At 69.3% G+C, this 16,627-nt stretch carries 11 protein-coding genes and 1 pseudogene; 8 read left to right on the top strand and 4 right to left on the bottom strand.

Features of this window, described 5'->3' with window-relative positions; translation table 11 throughout:
* The first annotated feature begins 109 nt into the window (after positions 1-109).
* Both V6V47_RS30245 and V6V47_RS30240 read left to right on the top strand, forming a co-directional pair.
* Positions 110-1,444 (top strand): SWIM zinc finger family protein, encoded by a 1,335-nt coding sequence (locus V6V47_RS30245; RefSeq protein ID WP_334631917.1) that lies wholly within the window; start codon positions 110-112, stop codon positions 1,442-1,444.
* Positions 1,441-3,978, top strand: coding sequence for a DUF6493 family protein (locus tag V6V47_RS30240; RefSeq protein WP_334631915.1), 2,538 nt, complete (start codon positions 1,441-1,443; stop codon positions 3,976-3,978). Before V6V47_RS30245 ends, V6V47_RS30240 begins: the two co-directional genes overlap by 4 nt.
* Positions 3,979-4,043: 65 nt before the next feature.
* Here V6V47_RS30240 and V6V47_RS30235 read toward each other — a convergent pair whose 3' ends face one another.
* The 3 genes from V6V47_RS30235 to V6V47_RS30225 all read right to left on the bottom strand — a co-directional run bounded on the left by V6V47_RS30235 (position 4,044) and on the right by V6V47_RS30225 (position 7,458).
* The gene (locus V6V47_RS30235; protein WP_334631914.1) at positions 4,044-4,811 is read right to left on the bottom strand and encodes a hypothetical protein; all 768 of its coding nucleotides are present in this window, start codon (positions 4,809-4,811) and stop codon (positions 4,044-4,046) included.
* Between the two features lie 1,008 nt (positions 4,812-5,819).
* Positions 5,820-6,545 (bottom strand): hypothetical protein, encoded by a 726-nt coding sequence (locus V6V47_RS30230; RefSeq protein ID WP_334631912.1) that lies wholly within the window; start codon positions 6,543-6,545, stop codon positions 5,820-5,822.
* A gap of 340 nt (positions 6,546-6,885) precedes the next feature.
* The gene (locus V6V47_RS30225; protein WP_334631910.1) at positions 6,886-7,458 is read right to left on the bottom strand and encodes a hypothetical protein; all 573 of its coding nucleotides are present in this window, start codon (positions 7,456-7,458) and stop codon (positions 6,886-6,888) included.
* Positions 7,459-7,751: 293 nt separating this feature from the next.
* Here V6V47_RS30225 and V6V47_RS30220 point away from each other — a divergent pair, with 293 nt between their 5' ends.
* Together V6V47_RS30220 and V6V47_RS30215 are read left to right on the top strand one after the other, a co-directional pair.
* Positions 7,752-9,038, top strand: coding sequence for an IS256 family transposase (locus V6V47_RS30220; protein WP_334631908.1), 1,287 nt, complete (start codon positions 7,752-7,754; stop codon positions 9,036-9,038).
* 169 nt (positions 9,039-9,207) lie between these two features.
* Positions 9,208-10,082, top strand: a pseudogene (locus V6V47_RS30215) (IS5 family transposase).
* A gap of 9 nt (positions 10,083-10,091) precedes the next feature.
* On the opposite strand, the gene V6V47_RS30210 reads toward V6V47_RS30215, so the two are convergent.
* Positions 10,092-10,553, bottom strand: coding sequence for a GNAT family N-acetyltransferase (locus tag V6V47_RS30210; RefSeq protein WP_225854883.1), 462 nt, complete (start codon positions 10,551-10,553; stop codon positions 10,092-10,094).
* 298 nt (positions 10,554-10,851) lie between these two features.
* Here V6V47_RS30210 and V6V47_RS30205 point away from each other — a divergent pair, with 298 nt between their 5' ends.
* The 4 genes from V6V47_RS30205 (at position 10,852) to V6V47_RS30190 (ending at position 16,215) form a co-directional block, all read left to right on the top strand.
* On the top strand, positions 10,852-12,690 hold the full coding sequence (locus V6V47_RS30205) for an Hsp70 family protein (protein WP_334631907.1): 1,839 nt from the start codon (positions 10,852-10,854) through the stop codon (positions 12,688-12,690).
* Position 12,691: 1 nt separating this feature from the next.
* The gene (locus V6V47_RS30200; protein ID WP_334631906.1) at positions 12,692-14,707 is read left to right on the top strand and encodes a hypothetical protein; all 2,016 of its coding nucleotides are present in this window, start codon (positions 12,692-12,694) and stop codon (positions 14,705-14,707) included.
* A gap of 256 nt (positions 14,708-14,963) precedes the next feature.
* Entirely contained in the window at positions 14,964-15,617 is a 654-nt protein-coding gene (locus tag V6V47_RS30195) for a hypothetical protein (protein ID WP_334631905.1), read from the top strand.
* 145 nt (positions 15,618-15,762) lie between these two features.
* Entirely contained in the window at positions 15,763-16,215 is a 453-nt protein-coding gene (locus tag V6V47_RS30190; protein WP_334631903.1) for a hypothetical protein, read from the top strand.
* Positions 16,216-16,627 lie beyond the last annotated feature (412 nt).

The following is a 16,627-nucleotide window of genomic DNA, read 5'->3' as shown; positions in this document are numbered from 1 at the left end:
CGCGGTCGCCTTATCCCTCACTCGGTGAGGGTACGACCAGCCAACGGGCAAGCGGGTTCGCGCTTCGTTGCAGGCTGCCTGTCGGGGGTTGGTCGTAGGTTCTGCAGCCGTGAGCGCCCTTCAGACCTACCGCTACCTCCAGCCGTCCACGCTGCACCGGGGTGACCTGGCGCTGCAGACCAGTGGCGGGCCCGCGACCAACCCGCGGTTCTTCTCCGGTTTTCTGACGACTCCGCAGGCGGCGGCCGCCGGGCTACTGGCGGTTGCCGAGGTCGCGCGGACCCGGTATCACCAGCCGGTCAGCCCGGCGAGCCTCGATCCCGTGGTCACCGGCGGCCGGGACCGGATGCGCTTCGAGTCGTTCTCCGGATGCTGCGGGGTGTACGCGCGGCTGGACGTCGTGCCGGCCGGGTTCGACGGCGACATCGTCGAGCACGGCACCACCAACGTCGACGTGAACGCGCCGCTGCGGGAGGCGCTGGCCCGGGTGGGCGGCATCGACCCGCTGCACCTGTCGGTGGGGCCGGACGACCTGACGGTGTCCACCCTCGATGCTGCGGTGGTGGAGAAGAAGGTGCCGCTGCCTGGGCGTTGGCTGCGGGGGTTCGCCGAGGTCCATCTGATCGCTGCGGCCATGGAACCGCGGGCGAAGATCCCGGCGGCGGAGGCGGCCGCATTCCTGCGCCGGCTGCCGGCGGGCAACGACCGGTCGGTGCTCTGGGTGGTGCCGGCCGGGCGCTCGCTGCGGCTGACCTCACGCCCGGTGCCCGGCGCGGTGTGCCTAGCCGGCGCCGGACGGCTCGCCACGCTGCGTGGGCTGCTGCGGTACGCGAAGACCCTGCGGGTGTACGGGCCACCGGCGGCGGCCGGGTCGCCGCCGCTGCCGAGCGTGTGGGAACTCGACACCAGCGCGCTGCGGCTGTCGCTGACCTTGTCGCCGGAGCCCTACCGGGGTTTCTCCGGCGAGGGCGGCGCGCTGAGCGCGCTCGCCACGGACGACGTCGCCGACGACGCCGCGCTGGTCGCCGCGCTGCTGTCCTGGGACCCGACGATCGATGTCGACGCGTTGGCCGCCTCGGCGGGGATCTCGGCGGACCGGGTCCGGGCCGCGCTGGCCCAGCTCGGCACCGCCGGCCGGGTCGGCTTCGACGTGGCCGAGGCGGGCTACTTCCACCGGGTGCTGCCGTACGACGCCGGCCGGGCCGAGCGGGACAATCCCCGGCTGGTCGGGGCGCGGGCGCTGGTCGAGACGGGCGCGGTAACCCTCGACGGCGAGGCGGCGACCGTACGCCACGGCGACGAGGTCTACCGGGTTCGCCGCCGGACGGACGGCTCATACAGCTGCTCCTGCCCCTGGTGGGCGCGGCACCGCGGTCAGCGCGGGCCCTGCAAGCACGCGCTCGCCACGACGATGGTGGGCGCTCCGATGGAGGTCGGGGCGTGACCGATCCGTTGGAGTTCCTGGTCCGGGGTGACATCGGCGCGGCCGTCGACGCGGTCACCGGCCTCGACGAACAGGAGCGGCGGTCGTTCGCCGACGCGCTGGTGGCCCACGTGCGCCGGCGGCGCGACAACTGGTGGTGGAACGACGAAGCGACGGCCCTGGCGGTGGCCGCGGTCGGGTGCCTGCCGACCTCCGCCACGGCGGCCGAGCTGCTCGGCCGGCGGAACGTGTCGCTGCGGGGCGCCGACGCTGGGCCGGTGGTTCAGGTCGCGCGGACGCGCGGGGTGCCGTGGCTGGCAGAGCTGGCATACCGGCTGGCGGACCGGCTCCGCCGGGATGACCCGGTGGACGGCTGGGGTTTCGTCGCCGAGCTGCTCACCGCCGAGAAGGCGGCGACACCCACCGGTGACCAGTTCGTGGAGGGGTGGCTCGCCCTGATGGCGTGGCCGCCGGAGTGGCAGCGACCGGTCCCGCTGGTGGACCGGCTCCGGGCGGACGTGTTCCTCGACGCCTTGGCGCCGCGTCTGTTCGAGGTGGACGGCGCCGGGACACGGATGTCCTTCGACGAGTTCATGACCGACGAGAAGCTCGCCCTGCCGCGCGCGCTGGCGCGACTGGCCGGCGAGGGCCGCCTGGACAGGACGATGCTGCTCGACGGCTGCGTGAGCCGGCTGTTGCGTGGCGATCGGCCGTCCGCGTTGCGCGCGTTCGTCGCCCTGCACGCCCTGCTGGAGCCCACCGCCAGCGAGGTCGACGGGCATCGCGGAGACTACCTGCGTCTGCTCGCCGACGCCCCCGGCTTCGTGGCGTCGATGGCGCAGAAGACGCTGCGGGCTCTGGACGGCGTGGAGGTCGAAGGGCTGCTCGACGCGTCGCGGGCCGTCCTCGTGCGGCCCGACAAGGCGTTGGTCCGCGCCCAGCTCGGCTGGCTGGACCAGCTCGCCCGCCGGCATCCCGACCGGGCGGCGGAGATCGCCGAGGTCATCGCGACAGCGGTCGACCACCCGGCGGCGGACGTCCGCGACCGGGCCGGCACGCTGGCCGCCCGGCACGGGCACGTGGCCGCCCCGCGGGTCGTGGTCGGTGCGGTGGGCGACGACCTGCCGCCGACGGCCGGCCCGCTGCCCGCGCCCGCGGCCATCACCGACCCGGACGAGTTGGCGGAGGAGGTCGCCTCCCTGCTCGGCGGCCCTACGACGGCGACCGGTCTGGAGCGGGTCCTCGACGCAGTGGCCCGGCTCGCCGGTAACGACCGCGGCCGGCTGAAAGACGCCCTGATCCCGGTGCTGCGGCGGCACCGCGCCAGCGCGGAGGAGCACCCGTGGGATCCGTGCTGCCTGTGCGGTCTCCTCGGCGGGGTGCTGCACGCGGCGGCCGACCCGGCAGAGGGGGGCGTACGGCGGGGACGGTGGGCCGCGATGCTGGCGGCGTTGCGGCGCCGCACGCCGGGCGGACCGCCCCTCGAATTACGGGTACCCCCGCCGCACCGGCTGCTACGCGCCCGGCTGGCCGAGATCGGTGACCGCGTCGGCCAGGCCCAGCATCCCGGTCTGCTCGCGGCCCCAACCACGGCAAACGGCGCCATCGACCCGGAGGTGCTGTACGACCGCCTGACCCGGCTTGGCGAGCGCGGCGCGTGGGAGATGGACCTGACGCAGGCCCTGCTGCGGCTACCCGCGCGGGTCGACGAGCCCCTCGCGACCAGAGCGGCGGCGCTCGGCACGCCCGCCGGTAACCGGCTCGCCGGATGGCTGCGCGCCGGCGGCCTACCGACCCCGGACCAGCGGGTGGTCACGCTGCCCCGCCGGGAGCGCCGACAGGGCTACGACTGGGGGTACGACGAGTTGCCCCGGCAGCGGACGCACGTGCGGGTCAGCCCGCCGGAGGGCGTCGACGACCCGTTCGGCCTGCTCACCGTGCCTGCCGGATCAGTCGACAGCTACGTCGGCGGTGCGGCCCTGCTCTGGCCGGCCGTGCTGCCCGGCTACCGGGCACTGGTCGCGGCGTACGCGCTGCCTGACATTGCCAGCGGCGCCGACCAGGACCTGTCCGGCGGCGCCGCGATCCTGCCGCTGCTTGCCGAGTGCGGTGGCGACGGCGGTCCCGCCGTCGACCTCGCCCTCGCGTACGGCTTGGGTGCCCGGCACGAGTCCGACCGGGTCGCCGCCGTTGACGCCCTGCTGATGCTGGCCGCCGCCGGCGACCTGGACGCTCCCACGGTTGGGGCCCACCTCGGCACCCTCGCCGCCGTCGGTGACCTCACGCTGACCCGCACCCTGCAGCCGCTGCGCGACGCGGCCGACGCCGGTGCCCCGCTCAGCACCTGGCGCCTGCTCGCCGCCGCGTTGCCCGCACTGCTCGCATCGCCAAAGACCCCGCGCGGCACCCCGGACCTGTTGACCCTCGCGGCGGAGACGGCCGGCGCGACCGGCGCCCGGATCGACGTGCCCGGGCTGGCCGAGGTCGCCGCGCGCGGCGGGTCCAGCCGGCTGGTCACCGAGGCGCGGCGCCTGGCCCACGCGCTCGACCGGTGATGCCATCTCCGGGACCTGCGACGTCGACAGCTGCCGGTGTCACGGCTCCTAATGGGGCGGCCCGGTCAATAGGCGTAGTCCGGCCAGCGCGGATCGTCCCATCGGGCTGGGCAGGGAAGGCCGAGCAGCCTGAGCCGGTCCAGCAGGTCCGGGTCGGCGCCGATCATCCGCAGCCGGGCCGGGGCGTGCTGGAGCAGCCACCCGGTGAGCTCCGCGCGACGGATATTCTCCTCGTCGTCCGTCAACCGCCAGGTCCGCCACGGCAGATCGTCGCGGAGCAGGTCGTACTCCCACCTTGCGAACGCCTCGGCGAGCCGTCGGTTCGCCGCCGGACTGGTCGCCGCTGCCCAGGCACCAAGCCAGCGGTCGAGCCCACCGGCGGCCTCCACGAGCATGGCCAGTACCGCGTACGCCGGTACCTCGGCGTCCTGGTCCGTGAGCGCGACGAGCCACCAGGCGTCCAGGAACTCGCGGACCGCCCGCGACTGCTCGTCGGGCCACTGCTGCCAACGGCCGCGTGCGAACGTCCATCCCGCGTGATCCATGCTGTCCAGACGCTCCACCTCACCGTTGACCAGGGAACGGGCGAGCTGAGGCAGGACCCGGCGCAGCATGTCGGCGGGGAATTCCCAGTCGTGGGCCCAGTAGGTGCGGCGCAGCAGATCCGGGTCCAACTCGACGTCCGCGGTCTTGAGCAGGGCAAGGTCCTCCGCGCTGCCCCAGTGGCACTCACAGTTGCCGTCGTCAGGGTGGGCGGTCATGCCACGGAAGGTGCGGGTGAGATGGGCCAGGGCGGCGTCGAGTCGACGCCGGGCGGCCGTGGATTGCGTCATGGAGATGCGCCTTCGGGGACTCCGGCAGCGCGCGGCGGCCGAAGGTCGAGACGCTACCTGGCGGGCCGGCAACACGCACGGCAATTCGGCCGCCAGGGCAGGATGCCACCGCCTGTCCGCTCGTGCCCGCTGCGTGCCGCCGCCGTTACTAAACCACGGATGGCTCATGCAGCCTTCCGACCAGGAGATGAGCACGGATGGCGGGTCAGACACTCCGGAACTCGTGTCACAACCGCTTCAAGAAATAAAGCCTCAGTGCCTAACCCAACCTCCGCGCCGGCCGCAGCACCGACTCTGGCCCGATTGCTCACATGCGGTGCGCTCCTGACATCGGTTCTCGCCGCTGCCTGGCTGACGAGCGGGTACCCCGGGCTGTGGATGATCGTATGGTTCCCATCGGTCCTGGTAGCGATCCCTCTCGGAATCAAGCAGGCGAGAACGTTCCAGGTCACGTGCTGGGTTGTCGTGGGGTCACTACTCGTCCTGGCCGTGCTTGGCGTGTTCTTCGGGCTCTTCGCTCACCTGCCCGCCGCCGTTGTTCTGGCGTTGGCTACGGCAGTTGATCCGCAGAAGGAACCGAGGCGAACCAGGTCGGCGGCAAGCATCAGCCTGCTTGTCACTGATGCGCCAGTGTGGCATGGGCATTGGCGTTCTAAGCTCACCGATGGTCCAGCAGAACTCGCGCCTGATGCCCGCCCTCGTCGGCTGCACGGCAGGCGACGACGCGAGAGCCGTCACGCTGAGGAAGAGCCGGTAAAGCCAGGCTGTCCCTACGCCGCCGACCTGACCGAGCGGCAACTCTGTCAGTCCTTCAGCCGATGCCAGCCCATCCGCCGCTTGAACAAACCCGACCGTCCAATGCCGCGTATGCGGGGTGCGGCGCTCTCGACGGCGGTAGGTGGTGACGAGCTCCCAAGCGGCACCGTCGCATCGCGGATCGTGAATCCGTATTCCGCTGGTAGGGCGTCACGACATGCCACGCAGACGTCGCCTTTAGTGGACACCGCACTAGCCGCCGAAGGCTTCAGCCATCAGGGCAAGTCGGTATCGCGATGTTCCCGAATGGCGTGGGCTGTGTACACCACGGCAGACAGGCATGCCGTTCTGATCGTCCCAGTCGCTGTCGCCCCAGAACCGATGGCTTGCGTTCAGTAGCTCCCGCGCGACGTCGTCCTGTCGGTGCTTGGCTCCGACTGCGGTGACGGCCGCTGTCACAACGCTATGGGCGTCGGGCGGGATAGCGCAATCACCGACGGCAGGAAGGAGCAGGAGGAGACGTTCGGCTCGGCCGTGCTTCGAGTCTGGTCGGCTCGCCGTCGTGACGAGCTCCGACCAGGAGAGCGCCGGCCCTTGGAAACCACCCTCCAAGGCGGCAGCGGCGAACGCCATGTCAGACCCGGCCGGCTGAACCAGGTAGTCCCACCCCGAATCGCCGTCGAAGTTGCGGAAGAGGATGTGCAGGCGGTGACCTCGGGCAAGGTCCAGGGAGATGACGGGCCAGCTGTCGTGCTGATGCATCTGCTGCGTGTAGACCTCGACATCCGCTGGGTCGGCGTCGAAGGCCACCGCAGCCGCCCGAGAGCCGCCCGGCGCCAGCAGGAAGGCTGGCCAGAACAAGGAGTCATCCAACCATGGCGTGGCGTCTATGAGAACCGACGCGTCAACTGACGGTTGGAAGCCATCGAGGTAGCCACGGAGAGGCATCGGGCCATCCTCGCAGACCGTGGTGGTCACGCCGATCCACCTTCAACCCGCCCTATCATCCCAGATGACCTTCGACGCCTCCGTTACGAGAGGCGGGCTCACCTACATTGACCGCCTCGACTTTACCCGAGGCGACACTCGGAAGGCGCCACCCACCTACGGCAGCTGCGAAGGCAGCGCCGACGGCGTCCGCTACTCGGCGGTACAGCCCTGCACGATCACGACGTCACCGCCACCGACGTTCGGTTCCCAGCAGCACTGCCGCGCCCGCGCCTGTGCCTCAGCCTCATCCCGCGCCGCCGAGAGCGCGTCAATCGCACCTCACCGCGGATAAGGTGCCTGGCCCTCCCGACGACCGGGCACGAGGTCGTTAGGGCCGGCCTTCCGAGTTGCCGCCGGACGGGCGTGGTAGGTCGGGCTTGGGATCGCCGTCGCATTGGAGGCCCAACGCCCTCCGGGAATCGCGGTCCGCCTTGTGCGCGGCGCCGAGCGCCAGGTTGATCGCGACTCGTTCCGCGATGTCATCCTCGCCGTCGATGCTGAACGCCCGGTACAGCTGAATGCCGTCGTCGGGTCCGTCCCGGACCTCGATCCGACCGTCAACGTCAATGTAGCTGGACGCCGTGACGCAGTCCTTCTCGAAGACGCCGTTGGGACCGGCTACCACGGGCTTGTCAACGACGCTGGTCAGCTCGTGAGGGGCGGCGAGAAGCTGATCCAAGCGGGCTTGGGCTCGCCGTACTCCACAAGCATCGTTCGGCTCGAACACCCACACCCAGACCTCCTCCGGGTGCCCGTCCCAGCAGATGAGTTCGGGGCCGGGGAACCTGTCACCGACGTCACACGTCACCAGCACGTCAGGGAAACGCCGCCGCAGCTCCCCCACGCGCTCGGCGAGCCCGCCCGCATAGGCCGCATGACTCGAGATATCCCAATCACCCACGACCCCTCCTCCGTCGCACACCGGCAACCTCGCTCGGCCAGCAACGGCCGCACCTCGTGAACGTGGCGGGTGACCAGACCCACTATCACCTGCCGAGACAGACCTTCATCCGAGGGCTCATCATGATCGCACCACCAACCATGATGCCAAGGATGATCATCGACGCTCAAGGACTCGCATTTACCCGGCTGCGGCCTCGTCCGCCGTCGTCGCTTGGCGTCCGGGGACTGTGGATCTAAGGGTGTTTCCGGCCTGACCTGCCAGGCGTTGTGCCTGGTGAGGAGGGTGCCGTGATGACCGCGACACAGAACGATCAGACCGGACGTAAGAAGCGGGCGGAGCCGTCGGCTGAGGCGAAGGCCGCCGTCGAGCTGGTCCGGGCGGCCAAGGAACAGGGCCTGGCGCTGACGGGTCCGGAGGGGCTGCTGAGGCAGTTGACCAAGACGGTCCTGGAGACCGCGTTGAACGAGGAGATGACCGATCACCTCGGCTATGCCAAACACGAACCCGACGGCATCGGCTCGGGCAACATCCGCAACGGCACCAGGGCGAAGACGGTGCTGACCGACAGCACTGGCCCGGTGCAGATCGATGTGCCCCGCGACCGTGCTGGCACGTTCGAGCCCCAGATCGTCAAGAAGCGGCAGCGCCGGTTGTCCGGGGTCGACGAGGTCGTGTTGTCGTTGTACGCCAAGGGTTTGACCACGGGCGAGATCAGCGCGCACTTCGCCGAGATCTATGGCGCCTCGGTCAGCAAGGAGACGATCTCGCGGATCACTGACAAAGTGATCGAGGAGATGACTGACTGGTCGCGCCGGCCTCTGGATGAGATTTACGCGGCGGTGTTCATCGACGCGATCGTGGTCAAGGTGCGGGATGGGCAGGTCGCTAACCGGCCGTTCTATGCCGCGATCGGGGTCACCCTCGACGGGGAGAAGGACATCCTCGGGTTGTGGGCCGGCACCGGTGGTGAGGGCGCGAAGTTCTGGATGAGCGTGCTGACCGACCTGCGCAACCGGGGTGTGAAAGACGTGTTCTTCCTGGTCTGCGACGGCCTGAAAGGCCTGCCCGAGGTGGTCACGAACGTGTGGCCCCGCACGGTGGTGCAGACCTGCATCATCCATCTGATCCGCAACACGTTCCGGCTCACCTCCCGTAAGTACTGGGACGAGATCAAGCACGACATCAAGCCGATCTACACCGCGGTGAACGCCCAGGCGGCCAGAGCGGCGTTCGACGACCTGGCGGAGAAGTGGGGCGGGCGGTATCCGGCGGTGATCCGCCTGTGGGACAACGCCTGGGCGGAGTTCATCCCGTTCCTCGACTACGACGTGGAGATCCGCAAAGTCATCTGCTCCACGAACGCGATCGAGTCGTTGAACGCCCGCTACCGGCGGGCGGTCAAGGCCCGCGGCCACTTCCCCAACGAGCTGGCCGCGTTGAAGTGTCTGTATCTGGTGACCCGGTCCCTGGACTTCACCGGAGCAGGCAGAACCCGATGGACGATGCGCTGGAAACCCGCGTTGAACGCCTTCGCCATCACCTTCAGCGACCGCTTCCCAGCCGCTGAAACCTACTAACCAAGATCGCCGAAAACACCTTTAGCGAGACAGCCCCAGACTGGCAGCCGGATCGGAGCAGGTACACCCAGTTGGGACTGGCCACGCTGCCAGTCATCCCCGCCAGCCGGTGGCCTTCCTTCTAGGCCGTGTTGTGAAAGTGGATCAAGGTCGTGGATGATCACTTGTTGTGGAGCGTGGTGATCTGACGAATGGCCAGTGGGGGCGACTTGAGCCGTTGCTACCGCATGGCAAGAAGCCGGGCCGGCCACCGATATGGACGCGTAGACAGTTGATCGACGGCATAAGGTGGCGGACCCGGACTGGTGCGCCATGGCGCGACGTGCCCGAGCGGTACGGGCCCTGGGACCGGGTCTACGACTTGTTCCGACGCTGGCAGCGGGACGGTAGCTGGAAGCAAATCTTCGTGCAATTGCAGGCCGAAGCCGACGCGAAGGGCTTGATCACTTGGGACGTGAGTGTGGACTCCACGATCGCCCGGGCTCACCAGCACGCTGCTGGCGCGCGTAAAAGGGGGCACTGCAGAAGGAGCCTCCCGGCGGCGTTTTCACGGAGCCCGACGACCATTGCCTCGGGCGGTCGCGCGGCGGGCTGACCACCAAGCTGCACCTGGCCGTGGAGCAGGGCCAGAAGCCTTTGTCGCTGCTGATCACCGCCGGGCAGCGGCACGACAGCCCGCAGTTCCTGCCGGTCCTGGAGGGCATCCGGGTACCCCGAATCGGCCCGGGCCGGCCGCGGACCAAGCCGAACAGGGTCCGCGCGGACAGGGCGTACGGCTCCCGCGCGAATCGGTCTTACCTGCGCAGACGCGGGATCGTTTGCACTATCCCGGAGAAGGCCGACCAAGCGCGCAACGGCAAGAAGCTCGGGACGCGCGGCGGCCGCCCGCCCAAGTTCGACAAGGACGACTACAGGGAGCGCCACGCGGTGGAGTGCGGCATCAATCGGCTCAAGCGCCACCGGGCCGTGGCCACGAGATACGAGAAACTCGCGGTCCGCTACGAAACGACGGTGCTGATCGCGGCCATCAACGAATGGCTTTGACCAGCACGCCTACGACCGGCACGACGGCGTCGAATCGGTCAGCGGCTTGAACAGGTGCACGTCTGCGTGCCCCCCAGGGATGCCCAGGGTCCGACCAGTCTCGGCATAGCCGTGGCGCTGGTAGAAGCCGGGAGCCTGGAAGGTGAAAGAGGAGACGGCGACGCGATCGCATCCGCGTCGCAGTGCCTCTGTCTCAGCTGCCTGCAGGATCCTGCTACCCCATCCGTCCTTGCGGCTGTCCTCGCGGACCCACAGCAGCTCGATGCCGCAGAGACCGCCCCAAGTCCATGCGGCCAGCCCGCCGACCAGTTCACCTGCATCGTCGGCGACTTTGATCGAGAACGTTCCACGATCAGCCGCACCTGTGGCGGCTGTGTTGAAGGCGACCAGCTCCTCGGTCAATCGGTCATTGAGGTCAGTGTCGCGCTCGCCGATAGTCAGAGTCGAACCAGAGCCGTGGTCAGTCGTCACGGCGCGGAGTATGTCAGTCCGTCCGGCTCCACAGCACGCGATTACCCACGACCTTGATCCACTTTCACAACACGGCCTAGTGACAACCCCTCGAACGACAGCCGCGTCGTCGTAGGCGGCGGCGGAACACCGTTTCTCCGACATTCGATCGGGCAGGACAGGTCGGCGAGATCGCGTTCCGCTGCCTCTGCGTGATCAACAGGTGACGTGAATAGGATCTTCATGTTTGACTATATGCATGCGGGCGGGGGAAGCGCGGCTATCGATTGACTGCGGTAGCGCGTGCACTGTGGCCGTTGTGGCTTGGGCTGATGGCAGCGCCTCGGCGCTGTCATTCGACGGCGTCCCGTACCTGCCCAGCGCTGTCTATGTGGCTGCCGATGGGCAGGTGTCGACAGGACAGCGGGCGTGGCAGGCCGCCGGGGAGCAGCCGACCCGATTCGTCCCGAACCCGCGCCGCCCCGCCGACGGCGACGTGACGGTCGACAGCACCCGCGTAGAGGCGCTCGCGTTGGCGGCGGCGCCACTGCGCAGAGTAGCGGCCGAAGCCGAGCAGGTCGTGGGTCAGCCCGTGCGGGACGTGCGGTTGGTGGTGCCGGCAGGGTGGGGGCCACGTCGGCGTACGTGGATGCGGCAGGCCGCGCACCGGGCGGGTCTCGCGCAGCCGCGACTGGTGGAAGCCCCCGTAGCGGTCGCGGAACACCTGCTAGCCACCGGTGTGCAGCTGCCCGTCGGGGCGTTCATCGTGGTGTGCGACGTCGGCGCGGGCGCGGAAGTGACGGTCCTGCGTCGGGGTGCCGCTGGTTTCGAGGTCCTCGCGACCCTTGCTGACCCGGCCGCCGGCGGTACCGCCGTCGACCTAGCCTTGACTACCGCTTTGACGGGCGGCCACGGCGTGTCCGGCGACGGCATGAGCCAGTGGGCGGCGGCGGAGAGCGTCCGCGCCGCGAAGGAGATCCTGGGAACCCACCCAGCCGTCACGGTGCCGCTCGCCGGGCAGCCGCCGGTCGTCGCGAACAGCGCCATGCTCGTCGAGGCAGCCATGCCGGTGGTGGGGCGGGTAGCGGAGTTGGTCCGGGAGACCGTCGCCGCTGCCGAACTCACCGCCGGCGACGTGGCGGGGGTCTATTGCGTCGGCGGCAGCGCGCACCTGCCGCACCTTGCGTCGGTCGTCGCCGAGCACACCGGCATCGCCCCAACGGTCATGTCGGAGCCGCAGTTCGTCGCGGCCCGGGGCGCTGCGGACGCCGGCGCCGCGAGCGTGGGGGCGGCGGTTGCCGTGGAGGTGCCGGTGCCGCCGGTGCGGCGGGCCGCAGCGATCGCGGTGCCCGGCTTCGCGTCGCTGGCCCTGATCGGGCAGTGCGTCCTCACAGCCGAGGAACACACGGTGATGACCGTGTACCACTCGGTGCGCTTGAACTGGGGCGAACTCGCGATGGCCGCCGTGTTCGCCCTGCTGGCATGCCTCGCCGCTGGCACCGTCCTCGGCTCTTTGGTCGCCGCCCGTAACCCGACACCGAGCACCCGCACCGAGGGCGGGAAGGTCAGTATCGGCATCCTCGCCGCCGTCAGCCTCGGCGCGGCGATCGCCGGCCTCTACGCGGTGGTCTCCAGCCAATACTTCGGCCTGCCGGTAGGCCCCTTCCTCAGGTGGGCGCTGTGGCCAATCGTCCCGGTCCTGGCAATGGCCGTAGCGATGGCGGTTATAGCCGCCCGGCAATGGCGCGCCCCGCACGGCGGCTGGTCAGAGCTGCTGGCCGCACCGACCGGCTCGATCATCGCCGCCGGCCTCGGCATGGGCCTGATCCAGTACTCCCTGACCGCGGACAGGTGGCCGAATCTGGTGCTGTGGATCGACACCTCCGGGCGAATCGGAGGACTGTTCCTCGGCGTCGGCGTGGTCATGGCGCTGGTGAAGCCGCTGATGTTCCGCCTCATCCTCGGCGCGCCGATCGCGGTGATCAGCGCGGCGATCGTCAGCGCGCAGGCCACCGGCATCCTCGGCGTCATCTACGCCCTGGCCGTCGCCGGCTGGTGGGCAGCCCGGTTATGGACCCGCATCGTCCGCCCCGCCACGACCACCCCCGCCATTGCCGCGGCAAGAGCGGGTGCCGGCCCGTTCGCTGGGGGTCGATGATATGCGGTGGCCGCGGCAGCTGATGTCGCTGCTGTTCGTCCTCACGCTCCTGGCCGGCCCACCGGTGGTGCTGCAGTTCCTGATCGGCCCACCCCTACGAGGATGGCCGACCGTCGAACAGGTACGGGCGTGTGTGCAGCAACCCCTGACCGAGCAGACCCTCACCGCCGCGCTGACCATCGGCGCGTGGCTGCTCTGGCTGATGATCGCCTACACCATCACCGTGCGGCTCCTCGTCCGTCTACGCGCCACCTCAGCGTGGCTGCGGCGGCTTCCCCTACCAACGCCCCTGCAGGCCACGGCCAGCGGAATAGCCGGAGCCGCCGTCTTCGGTGTCACCACCAACGCGGTCGCAGCAACCCCGCCGCAACCACCACCACCCGTCGCCGCAGGACCGACTGAGGATCCTGGGGAGATCAGTCAGGACCACGGCGGCAAAGCCACCACCGAGGACGGATACGCCGTACCGGGTGGCTGGCTGCCTCGCGAGGTCGCCGAACAGGTCGCCGCTGCGGCAGCCCTGGTCTGGCTCCGCCGCCGCCGCGACTACCGGCCCCGCCGACCCGGCCCAACCAACCCCGACGACACGGACCTCGCCCCGCTACCCCCCACCGTCACCGCCGTGCAGGCCACCCTCGCCGATAGCCCCACCCCGGCCGCCGCGCCGCTGACGGCGGACAGCCTTACCGCCCTCGTCGGCGCCCTCCCGGCCCGCAGCCTGGGGCTCGCCGGCCCCGGCGCACTGCCCATTGGACGGGGCCTCCTGCTCACCATCCTGCTGGCCCGGCACCGCCACCCCACCGCACCACTGATCACCACCAGGACGACGCTGACTAACCTCCTCGGACCCGACGCAAAACCACTCAGCCAGCGTCTGCCGCACCTCACAATCGTGGACACCATCGACGAAGCGACTCAGCTCGTCGATACCGCCGGCCAACCGACGATGGTGCTCCTCGTCGACGACGACTGCCGGGGACACGATGCGACACCCCTCGCCAATGCGACGGCCGCAACCGGCGGCACGGTGATCGCGATCGGAGGGTGGCCGGCTGGCCCGACCTGGCAGGCTGACTCGACAGGCCACCTTTACGACCCGAATCGTCCCCAGAGGTCAGGACCCCGGATGTGCGTCCTCGACCAGATGGCGGCCATCGACCTCCTCAGCGTGATCGCCCAACCCGGCTCGACCCCAACCACGCCCGCCGCACCCGGCCCTCTCCTCCCGCAAACGACGCCACCCGGACCCCGGCTGCCACGCCAGGAGAGCCGAGGCATACCCCGCCGCCGGCCCACCGGCGTCGATCGGCGACTGCACCTACGCGTCCTGGGTGAACCAGCACTGCTCATCGACGATGAACCCCTCACCATCCGCCGAAGCGCCGCCCTCCAAATCCTGGTCTACCTCGCCACCCATCCCACCGGCGCCGACGCTCGACAACTGACCGAAGCCATCTGGCCAGGCCTCCCCCACCACTCCCTCACCGGTCGGCTCTACACCACCCTCAGCGACCTACGCAGCAGCATCCGAACCGCCAGCGGGCTACACGTCATCGACCACAACGACGACCGCTACCGCCTCAACCCCGCACACGTCGACGTCGACATGTGGCACCTGCACGCCGCCCTCCAGCAGGCCGCCATCATCACCACCACCACCGCCGACGCGCAGGCCGTCATCGACGCCTACCCCGCCGACATCGCCGCCGGACGCGCCTGGCCCTGGCTCGACCCCATCCGCGAAGCCACCCGCCGACGCGTCATCGACGCCTGCGTCACCCTCGCCGATACCGAACCCGACCCACACGGCACCCTCACAGTGCTGCAGGCCGGCCTCCGCATTGACCCCTACAACGCCGACATAAGCAGCCGTGCCAGCATCGCCACCACCGCCCTCGGGGACCATGACTCCGCTATCAAGCTGCACGACGACTACCTACAGGCCCTCGCGGACGCCGGCCTCGACGGCGGTCCCGATCGTCGCCCGACCAACGGCACCCGCGCCGGTCAGCGGTAGCCTGCTTGCCCGATGTTGGAATACCCAGTCGCGCTTGTCGTCATCCCGGCACCGGTGCGGAACCACGTACGACTCGAGATGCGAGACAACGGTGACGTTGATTAACTCCACCGCCCCGAGATCTGACAGCGGGGCGAGTCGCTGATCTTGCACGCCCCTGAACGCGCCCATGCCGCTCGGCTTCCTATTCTGCCGATGAGCGGACGCTCAGGCTCCCTGACTGGTGGGCGAAGGTGACCCTGGCATCATCGAAGCGATGAGCGACTGGGAGCACTTCCTCCACGAGGTTCCGTGGTTCCTCCGTCCCGGAGAGAGTGCCATAGTGGATGAGGCGCAGCCGTGGGCCCGCGGGTCAATCGACGGCTTGCCTGAACTCTCTGCGCTGCTCGCCTCAACGACCCTCACCCCCGTCTCCGTCGGAGGCAACGCCTACGAGTTGCTGGCATGGGGATCATCGGAGGATCGACGGGGATGGCTCTGCCGCCCGCCCCACGACGTGGACAGCGACTCCGTCCCCTGGACCCACAAGAGCCTCTGGAAGCACTGCGGCGGGATCGTCGAACGGTTCCGCGAGCCCGACACCTGGTGGAACAACCAGAACGAGGTGCTCACGGTTGACGCGACGCACATCCGAGTCGCCGACGTGCTCACCGACTACGCATGGCTATGGGAAGACGACGGCCTCGAACTCTCCATCAACCCCGACGAGTACTACGCCGTCGCCGTGGAGGCCAACGGAAATCTGACGCTGGCGCATCGCGACGACGGCCGGCTCCTTCTCTTCGCACCACACCACGCTTTCGCGAATGTCACGCCGTTGGCCGGCTCCCCGCCGTACTCACTGCTCACGATCGACCAGGTGCCCAACCTCGCGGCCTGGATAGAGGTATGTGCTGCGGCCTGGCGATAGTAGTTGGCCGAGGAGCGTCCGCATCTACCATTGGTCCGAGCGTTACGCAGCGTCACGCCGAGCTGGCCGGGTGCCGTCTGGGCGTGTCGATTTGCGTGCGAGTGTGCTCAGTAGAGGACGCTGGCCGGCCAGGGACAATGTTCGGATGAAGTTGCGCCCCGAGCTCTGCCCGCCTGTGGTCGGACCACAGCGCATCGCAGAGCTGTGTGCCGCCGTCGAGACCATCGCAAGGCTGCTGGAGCGCGGCGAGTCGGCCGACACAGCGATCGCCAGGTTCAACGCCGAAACCGGCCACGATTACGACGCCGACCACTTCCTTACCTACTGGAAATCTCGGAACGTCGAGGACTTCGCGCTCGAAGCCGCTCGACCGGCAAGGCCGAAGGTCGCCAACATCAATCGCGACGATCTGATCGAGATTGTCCGCCGGATACAGGCAGCCGACGACGACATCGACTACTACGTTCTGCTGCTGGCCACCAACGTCCTGCACCCACGAGTCACCGATCTGATCTTCTGGCCACCACCGGAGCTGGTCGACGCGTCACCCGCGGCCATTGTCGACGCGGCATTGAACTACAGACCCATCGGCCTGTGACGGCGCCTCTCGACGCACGCTCATGCCGCTGGGCGAGCGCGGGGGGGCAGCCTAGTCGAACCAGTTGAAGAGCAGGTCACCGAGCCGACTCGGTTGGTGGTAGGCGACATCCTGGCGTTCTTTTCTTCGGTAAGTAAATGCAGGTGTCGGTCTTGAAGCGGCTGGCCCAGCTCTGCTGTGGTGGCGAGCCGCAGCGTTGCGCGGCGGTAGATCTCCCCGCCGGGGACGTCAACGAACACCGCGTTGACCATGTGGGGATCTTGTGTCGGCTCCGCCTGAAAACTGACCACGTGGTTCCGGCTGAATCGGGACCACCTCCTGAAGCATCGGGAGGTGCTGAACGTGGAGGACTGGGCGGAGATCCGGCGGCTGCGGCGGTCGGAGGGCATGGCAATTCAGGCCATCGCACGGC

The sequence above is a fragment of the Micromonospora sp. CPCC 205539 genome, assembly GCF_036906815.1.
Lineage (GTDB): Bacteria > Actinomycetota > Actinomycetes > Mycobacteriales > Micromonosporaceae > Micromonospora.
The sequence above is the reverse complement of the archived record's forward strand: the minus strand, read 5'-3'. Positions and strand labels throughout refer to the sequence as shown.

Excerpts from the sequence above, each read along its gene's own strand:
- V6V47_RS30235 (WP_334631914.1), bottom strand. The coding sequence starts at position 4,811 with ATGACGCAATCCACGGCCGCCCGGCGTCGACTCGACGCCGCCCTGGCC.
- V6V47_RS30220 (WP_334631908.1), top strand. The coding sequence starts at position 7,752 with ATGACCGCGACACAGAACGATCAGACCGGACGTAAGAAGCGGGCGGAG.
- V6V47_RS30200 (WP_334631906.1), top strand. The coding sequence starts at position 12,692 with ATGCGGTGGCCGCGGCAGCTGATGTCGCTGCTGTTCGTCCTCACGCTC.
- V6V47_RS30195 (WP_334631905.1), top strand. The coding sequence starts at position 14,964 with ATGAGCGACTGGGAGCACTTCCTCCACGAGGTTCCGTGGTTCCTCCGT.
- V6V47_RS30190 (WP_334631903.1), top strand. The coding sequence starts at position 15,763 with ATGAAGTTGCGCCCCGAGCTCTGCCCGCCTGTGGTCGGACCACAGCGC.